Here is a 7,215-nt window from a genome sequence, read left to right on the forward strand (position 1 = left end):
GGCTCAGGGCTTCAGGGGGCGGCGCTTGGGCAGGGGCACCCGCAGCAGGTCGGCGGCGACGGTCAGCTCGCCGTCGAAACCGGCCGCGCGGGCCTGCCGTTCGAAGACCTCGGGATCGTTGTAGCGCTGCGAGAAGTGGGTGAGGACGAGGTGGCGTACGCCGGCGTCGCGCGCCGCCCTGGCGGCCTGGCCGGCCGTCAGGTGGCCGTGCTCGGCGGCGAGTGCCACGTCCTCGTCGAGGAAGGTCGACTCGATGACGAGCATGTCGCAGCCCTCGGCGAGGGCGTGCACGCCGTCGCAGAGCCGGGTGTCCATGACGAACGCGAACCGCTGCCCGCGCCGCTCCTCGCTGACCTGGTCGAGCGTGACGTCGCCGATCCGCCCCTCGCGCTGGATGCGGCCGACGTCGGGGCCCTTGACGCCGTGCTCGGCCAGCAGCGCGGGCAGCATGCGGCGCCCGTCCGGCTCGGTGAGCCGGTAGCCGTACGACTCGACGGGGTGGGACAGCCTGACCGCGTCGAGGACGTACGAGGGCCCGGTCGCGAGAGCCCCGTCCCCGGCGACCGGCGCCTCGGTCAGCCGGACCGTCTCGCGGTAGGCCGTGGCGTACCGCAGCCGGTCGAAGAAGCGCTGCCCGCTCGCCGGGTAGTGGGCGGTGACGGGGTGCGGGACGCGGTCGAGGTTGATGCGCTGGATCACTCCGGCGAGGCCGAGCGAGTGGTCACCGTGGAAGTGGGTGACGCATATCCGGTTGATGTCGTGCGCGGCCACGCCGGCCCGCAGCATCTGGCGCTGGGTGCCCTCGCCGGGGTCGAAGAGGATGCCCTCGCCGTCCCAGCGCAGGAGGTAGCCGTTGTGGTTGCGGTGCCGGGTGGGGACCTGACTCGCGGTGCCGAGGACCACCAGTTCTCGTGCGGACACAGGAGCGGCCCTATCCGGGCGGCCAGTTGAGGCCGCGTCCGCCCAGGACGTGCGCGTGCGCGTGGAAGACGGTCTGGCCCGCACCCGAACCGGTGTTGAAGACGACGCGGTACCCGGTGCCGTCGATCTTCTCCTCGGCGGCGACCCGGCCCGTCTCGGCGAGCACGTCCGCGAGGGCCTGCGGCTCGGCGACGGCCAGCGCGGCGGCGTCCGGGTGGTGCGCCTTGGGGATGACCAGGACGTGCGTCGGCGCTTGGGGGTTGATGTCGCGGAACGCCACGGTCGTCTCCGTCTCACGGACGATCGTCGCCGGCACGTCCCCCGCCACGATCTTGCAGAACAGGCAGTCTGCCTGGGGTTCACCCGCCATGGTCCTGGCCTCCTCGGTTCCGGCTGATCAGGATGTACTGATCAAGTATGGCCGCATGCTATCCGTGCCGGGCCCCGCGCCCGCCGAGCCCGCGTCAGGACCAGCGGCCCGTGCGCCCCAGCAGCAGCGCCGCCGCCGCCGTCCCGGCGGTCGACGTACGCAGCACGCTGCTTCCCAGCCGGTACGGCTTCGCGCCCGCCTGCGCGAACAGGGCCAACTCCTCGGGCGAGACGCCGCCTTCGGGCCCGACCACCAGCACGATGGAGCCCGCGTCCGGCAGGCCCGCCGTGGCGAGCGCCCCGCTGCCCACCGACGCGTCCTCGTGCAGGACGGCCGCGAAGTCCGCCGTGGCCAGCAGCGCGCCCACCTGCTTGGTCGTCAGCGCGTCGGCGACCTCGGGGAAGCGCAGCCTGCGCGACTGCTTGCCCGCCTCCCGCGCCGTCGCCCGCCACTTCGCGAGGGACTTGGCGCCCCGGTCGCCGCGCCACTGCGTGATGCAGCGGGACGCCTGCCACGGCACGATCGCGTCGACGCCGGTCTCCGTCATCGTCTCCACGGCCACCTCGCCCCGGTCGCCCTTGGGCAGCGCCTGTACGACGGTGATGCGCGGCGCCGGCTGCGGCTCGGCGGTCACGTCCGTCACGTCGACGACGAGCCGGTCCTTGCCCTCGGCCGCCAGCACCACGGCCGCCGCGCCGGTGCCGCGCCCGTCGGTCAGTACGACGTGCTCCCCCGCGTGCAGCCGCCGCACCGAGACGGCGTGCCGACCCTCGGGGCCTTCGAGCACGAACCGGCCCTTCGCCGGTACGGCGTCGACGACGAACACCGGAGCGGTCACACCGCACCGCCCGCGCCCCGCAGGTCCAGCGCCGCGCGCGCCGCGTCGGTCTCGGCCGCCAGGACCTCGACCAGCTGCCCGGCCGGCATCTCGCGCGCCATCCGGTGCCCCTGCCCGGCCCACAGCGCCATGCCCTGCGCGTCGCCCGCCTTGGCGGCGGCCTTGCGCAGGCCGGACGTGATGTGGTGGACCTGGGGGTAGGCGGCCGGGGCGTACGGGCCGTGCTCGCGCATGAAGCGGTTGACGAGGCCGCGCGCGGGGCGTCCGGAGAACGCCCGGGTGAGTTCCGTGCGGACGAACAGCGGATTGGTCATGGCCTGCTTGTGCAGGACGTTGGCGCCGGACTCCGGGCACACCAGGAACGCGGTGCCGAGCTGCGCCGCGTCCGCTCCCAGCGCGAGGACCGCCGCGATCTGCGCGCCGCGCATGAGGCCGCCGGCCGCGACGATCGGCAGCTGCACGGTCTCGCGCACCTGCGCGACGAGGGAGAGCAGACCGATGCCGCTGCCGTCGTTCTTCGGATCGTCGCGGTGCGTTCCCTGGTGGCCGCCGGCCTCGATGCCCTGGACGCACACGGCGTCGGCGCCGGCCCACTGCGCCGCCTGTGCCTCCTCGGGCGTGGTGACGGTCACGACGGTGAGGGTGCCGGCCTTCGCGAAGGCGTCGAGCACCGGCCGGGTGGGGCAGCCGAAGGTGAAGGAGACGACCGGGACCGGGTCGTCGATGAGGATGGCCAGCTTGGCCTCGTAGCCGTCGTCGGCGCAGTTGTCGGGTTCGCCGAGGGGGGTGTCGTACCAGTCGGCCTCGCCGGCGAGCTGGTGGCGGTAGACGTCGACGGCGGCGGGGTCGACGTGGCTCGGCTGCGGCATGAAGAGATTGACGCCGAACGGCCGGCCCGTCAGGCCCCGCAGCTGCTTGATCTCCTCGTACATGCCGTCCGCGGTCTTGTAACCGGCGGCAAGGAACCCGAGGCCGCCGGCCTCACAGACGGCGGCGACGAGCTGAGGACTGGAAGCGCCGCCCGCCATGGGGGCCTGCACGATCGGATAACGGCAGAGATCGGTCAGTGCGGAGGACATGAACGCATAGTTTCATGCCCTCCGCACTGCGCCGAATCGAGGCTTCCGCCTCTTGGGAGGCGAGCGCCTACCGCCCGTTGAAGGCGTCCTTCAGGCGCGAGAACAGCCCCTGCTGCCCCGGCTGGAACTGCCCCGTGGGACGCTCCTCGCCGCGCAGCTTCGCGAGCTGGCGCAGCAGGTCCTCCTGCTGCGGGTCCATCTTGGACGGGGTCAGGACCTCGACGTGCACGATGAGGTCGCCGCGACCGCCGCCGCGCAGGTGCGTGACGCCGCGTCCGTGCAGCGGGATCGACTGACCGGACTGCGTGCCCGGGCGTACGTCGATCTCCTCCACCCCGTCGAGCGTCTCCAGCGGACACTTCGTGCCCAGCGCGGCCGCCGTCATCGGGATGGTGACCGTGCAGTGCAGGTCGTCGCCGCGCCGCTGGAACACCGCGTGCGGCAGCTCGTGGATCTCGACGTACAGGTCGCCGGCGGGACCGCCGCCGGGGCCGACCTCGCCCTCGCCCGCGAGCTGGATCCGGGTGCCGTTGTCGACACCGGCCGGGATCTTGACCGTCAGCGTCCGGCGCGACCGCACGCGGCCGTCGCCGGCGCACTCCGGGCACGGGGTCGGCACGACGGTGCCGAAGCCCTGGCACTGCGGGCAGGGGCGCGAGGTCATGACCTGGCCCAGGAAGGACCGGGTGACCTGCGACACCTCACCGCGGCCGCGGCACATGTCGCAGGTCTGGGCGGAGGTGCCGGGTGCGGCGCCCTCGCCGGAACACGTCGTGCACACGACGGCCGTGTCGACCTGGATGTCCTTGGTCGTGCCGAAGGCCGCCTCGTTGAGGTCGATCTCCAGCCGGATCATCGCGTCCTGGCCACGCCGCGTGCGCGACCTCGGGCCGCGCTGCGATGCGGTTCCGAAGAACGCGTCCATGATGTCCGAGAAGTTCCCGAAGCCGCCCTGGCCGAAGCCGCCGGCTCCGCCGCCCGCCTGCGAGAGCGGGTCGCCTCCGAGGTCGTAGACCTGCTTCTTCTGCGGGTCCGACAGCACCTCGTAGGCGGCGTTGATCTCCTTGAAACGCTCCTGCGTCTTGGGATCGGGATTCACGTCCGGGTGGAGCTCACGCGCCAGCCGCCGGAATGCCTTCTTGATCTCGTCCTGGGAGGCGTCGCGGCGTACGCCGAGTACGGCGTAGTAGTCGGTGGCCACTTACGACTCCGCCAGGATCTGTCCGACGTAACGTGCCACTGCGCGTACCGCTCCCATCGTTCCGGGGTAGTCCATGCGGGTCGGTCCGACCACGCCGAGTTTGGCGACTGCTTCGTCGCCCGAACCGTAGCCGACCGCGACGACGGACGTGGAGCTGAGCCCCTCGTGGGCGTTCTCGTGCCCGATTCGTACGGTCATGCCTGAGTCCGTTGCCTCACCCAGCAGCTTGAGGAGCACGACCTGCTCCTCCAGCGCTTCCAGCACCGGCCGGATGGTGAGGGGGAAATCGTGTCCGAAGCGGGTGAGATTGGCGGTGCCGCCGATCATCAGCCGCTCCTCGGTCTCTTCGACCAGGGTCTCCAGGAGGGAGGAGAGGACCGTGGAAACGGTACCCCTGTCCTCCGACTCGAAGGATTCGGGAAGGTCCTGCACCAGCTGCGGCACGTCCGCGAAGCGGCGCCCGACGACCCGGCTGTTCAGCCGGGCGCGCAGGTCCGCGAGGGACGTCTCGCCGAAGGGCGCGGGACAGTCGATCATGCGCTGCTCGACCCGGCCGGTGTCCGTGATGAGTACGAGCATCAGGCGCGCGGGAGCCAGCGAGAGGAGCTCCACGTGCCGCACCGTCGACCGGGTCAGCGACGGGTACTGCACGACGGCGACCTGCCGGGTCAGCTGCGCGAGCAGCCGCACCGTACGGGCCACGACGTCGTCGAGGTCGACCGCCCCGTCCATGAAGTTCTGGATGGCGCGGCGCTCGGGCGACGACAGGGGCTTGACCCCCGCGAGCTTGTCGACGAACAGCCGGTAGCCCTTGTCCGTCGGAATGCGCCCCGCGCTCGTGTGGGGCTGGGCGATGAAGCCCTCTTCCTCCAGGACGGCCATGTCGTTGCGGACGGTGGCCGGGGAGACGCCGAGCTTGTGCCGCTCGGTGAGCGCCTTCGAGCCGACGGGCTCCTCGGTGCCCACATAGTCCTGAACGATGGCGCGCAGCACCTCAAGTCTGCGTTCGCTGAGCATCTCGCACCACCTCCAGCTGGTCGGTCGTTCGGCGTCTGCCTGGCACTCGCTGCGGGCGAGTGCCAGCAGTCCCCGGCCCAGTGTACGGCGGGCAGGCACGCCCGGGGCAAGGGCGGCCGGTCACGTTGTCGCGCGACGGCCCTGTTCAGCGGGCGAGGTCCCTCGTGATGGGACTAGCGTCGCGGTATGGACGTCAGTTGGGAAGAGGCAGGCTGGGAGCGGCTCGCACAGGGGGTCGGCCGCCGGCGCATGCCCGTCTGGGACGCGACGGTGGGCCTGGTGGCCGGGGACGACGGCGGGGCGCTGCTGATCGACACGGGGGCGACCCTGCGCGAGGGCGTGGAGCTGCGCAGGCAGGCGCAGCTCCTGCTCGGACCCGGGCGAAGAGTGACGCATATCGCGCTCACCCACCCTCACTTCGACCATGTGCTGGGCACGGCGGCGTTCGCCGGCGCGCAGGTCTACGGGGCCGTGGGCATCGACGAGCTGATGCGGCGCGACCGGGACGAGCTGCGGGACGACGCGGTGCGGCACGGGGTCGAGCGGGGCGAGGCGGCGGAGGCGACGGACGTGCTGGTCGCCCCGCACCACCTGGTGTGCGGCGAGTGGACGCTGGACCTGGGCGGCGGCCGCCAGGTGCTGCTCGCGAACGTCGGCCCCGGGCACAGCGGCCACGACCTGGCGGTACTGGTGCCGGGGAGCCCCGAGGTGGTCTTCTGCGGCGACCTGGTGGAGGAGTCGGGCACCCCGCAGGCCGGCTCCGACGCCCACCCGGCCCGCTGGCCGGCGGCCCTGGACCGGCTGCTCGCGCTGGGCGGCGAGAACGCGGCGTACGTGCCGGGGCACGGGGCGGTGGTGGACGCGGCGTACGTGCGGACGCAGCGGGACGCGCTGGCGGCGCGATTCGACGTGTCCTGACCAGGGGACGGGACTATCGTCGGCCCAATGCGCAGCCGACAGTACGGGCCGGATCTCACCCCGCCCTGGAAGAAGACCGCTCCCGTTCCCGAGGTTGCGGCCGAGGCCGATCTGGTCGTGGAGGAGGTCGGCACCGGTTTCTGCGGTGCGGTGATCCGGTGCGAGAAGACGGCGCAGGGGCCGGTCGTGACCCTGGAGGACCGCTTCGGGAAGCACCGGGTGTTCCCGATGGAACCGCGCGGCTTCCTGCTGGAGGGCCGTGTCGTCACGCTGGTCCGCCCGTCCGCGGCCGCCGCACGGGGCCCGGCGCGTACGGCGTCGGGGTCGGTGGCGGTGCCCGGGGCGCGGGCCCGGGTGGCGCGGGCCGGGCGGATCTACGTGGAGGGGCGTCACGACGCGGAGCTGGTCGAGCGGGTGTGGGGTGACGACCTGCGCATCGAGGGCGTGGTCGTGGAGTACCTGGAGGGCATTGACGACCTTCCCGCGATCGTCGCGGAGTTCGGCCCGGCCCCGGACGCGCGCCTGGGCGTACTGGTCGACCATCTGGTCCCGGGCTCCAAGGAGTCGCGCATCGCCGCGCAGGTGACGGACGCGAGCGTCCTGGTGGTCGGCCACCCGTACATCGACGTGTGGGAGGCGGTGAAGCCGTCGGCGGTGGGCATCGCCGCGTGGCCGAAGGTGCCGCGGGGGCAGGACTGGAAGACGGGCGTGTGCCGGGGGCTGGGCTGGCCGGAGAACACGGGGGCGGCGTGGCAGCGGATTCTGGGCTCGGTCCGCTCGTACCGGGACCTGGAGCCGGCGCTGCTGGGACGGGTCGAGGAGCTGATCGACTTCGTCACGGCGGCGCCCGACCACTGAGGCGGGGGCGGGT

At 72.7% G+C, this 7,215-nt stretch carries 8 protein-coding genes; 2 read left to right on the plus strand and 6 right to left on the minus strand.

The features are described 5' to 3' along the window. Positions 1-3: 3 nt before the first annotated feature. From E2E34_RS28520 to hrcA, 6 genes are all read right to left on the minus strand, one after another. Positions 4-921 carry a ribonuclease Z gene (locus E2E34_RS28520; protein WP_138904770.1) on the minus strand — a complete coding sequence of 306 codons (918 nt, stop codon included), beginning with the start codon at positions 919-921 and terminating at the stop codon, positions 4-6. A 10-nt stretch (positions 922-931) separates the two neighbouring features. Beyond that, positions 932-1,291, minus strand: a complete 360-nt coding sequence (locus tag E2E34_RS28525; protein ID WP_138904771.1) for a histidine triad nucleotide-binding protein — start codon at positions 1,289-1,291, stop codon at positions 932-934. A 94-nt stretch (positions 1,292-1,385) separates the two neighbouring features. Then, positions 1,386-2,129, minus strand: a complete 744-nt coding sequence (locus E2E34_RS28530; RefSeq protein WP_138904772.1) for a 16S rRNA (uracil(1498)-N(3))-methyltransferase — start codon at positions 2,127-2,129, stop codon at positions 1,386-1,388. After that, positions 2,126-3,208 carry a nitronate monooxygenase gene (locus E2E34_RS28535; protein WP_138904773.1) on the minus strand — a complete coding sequence of 361 codons (1,083 nt, stop codon included), beginning with the start codon at positions 3,206-3,208 and terminating at the stop codon, positions 2,126-2,128. The genes E2E34_RS28530 and E2E34_RS28535 overlap by 4 nt, the downstream gene beginning before the upstream one ends. A 67-nt stretch (positions 3,209-3,275) precedes the next feature. Next, a complete protein-coding gene (dnaJ, locus tag E2E34_RS28540) occupies positions 3,276-4,409 on the minus strand; it encodes a molecular chaperone DnaJ (RefSeq protein WP_028813498.1) in 1,134 nt (377 codons plus the stop codon). Further along, positions 4,410-5,426 (minus strand): heat-inducible transcriptional repressor HrcA, encoded by a 1,017-nt coding sequence (gene hrcA / locus E2E34_RS28545; protein ID WP_138897583.1) that lies wholly within the window; start codon positions 5,424-5,426, stop codon positions 4,410-4,412. It lies immediately after the preceding gene. Positions 5,427-5,612: 186 nt separating this feature from the next. On the opposite strand from hrcA, the gene E2E34_RS28550 reads away from it, so the two are divergent. Both E2E34_RS28550 and E2E34_RS28555 read left to right on the plus strand, forming a co-directional pair. Further along, positions 5,613-6,344 (plus strand): MBL fold metallo-hydrolase, encoded by a 732-nt coding sequence (locus tag E2E34_RS28550; protein WP_138904774.1) that lies wholly within the window; start codon positions 5,613-5,615, stop codon positions 6,342-6,344. Between the two features lie 27 nt (positions 6,345-6,371). Then, positions 6,372-7,202, plus strand: coding sequence for a DUF3097 domain-containing protein (locus E2E34_RS28555; RefSeq protein WP_138904775.1), 831 nt, complete (start codon positions 6,372-6,374; stop codon positions 7,200-7,202). Positions 7,203-7,215: the final 13 nt, after the last annotated feature.

Source organism: Streptomyces albidochromogenes (genome assembly GCF_005981925.1).
GTDB lineage: Bacteria > Actinomycetota > Actinomycetes > Streptomycetales > Streptomycetaceae > Streptomyces > Streptomyces albidochromogenes.

Coding starts and splice junctions, on each gene's coding strand:
- E2E34_RS28525 (WP_138904771.1), bottom strand. CDS start 1,291: ATGGCGGGTGAACCCCAGGCAGACTGCCTGTTCTGCAAGATCGTGGCG.
- E2E34_RS28550 (WP_138904774.1), top strand. CDS start 5,613: ATGGACGTCAGTTGGGAAGAGGCAGGCTGGGAGCGGCTCGCACAGGGG.
- E2E34_RS28535 (WP_138904773.1), bottom strand. CDS start 3,208: ATGTCCTCCGCACTGACCGATCTCTGCCGTTATCCGATCGTGCAGGCC.
- hrcA (WP_138897583.1), bottom strand. CDS start 5,426: ATGCTCAGCGAACGCAGACTTGAGGTGCTGCGCGCCATCGTTCAGGAC.
- E2E34_RS28555 (WP_138904775.1), top strand. CDS start 6,372: ATGCGCAGCCGACAGTACGGGCCGGATCTCACCCCGCCCTGGAAGAAG.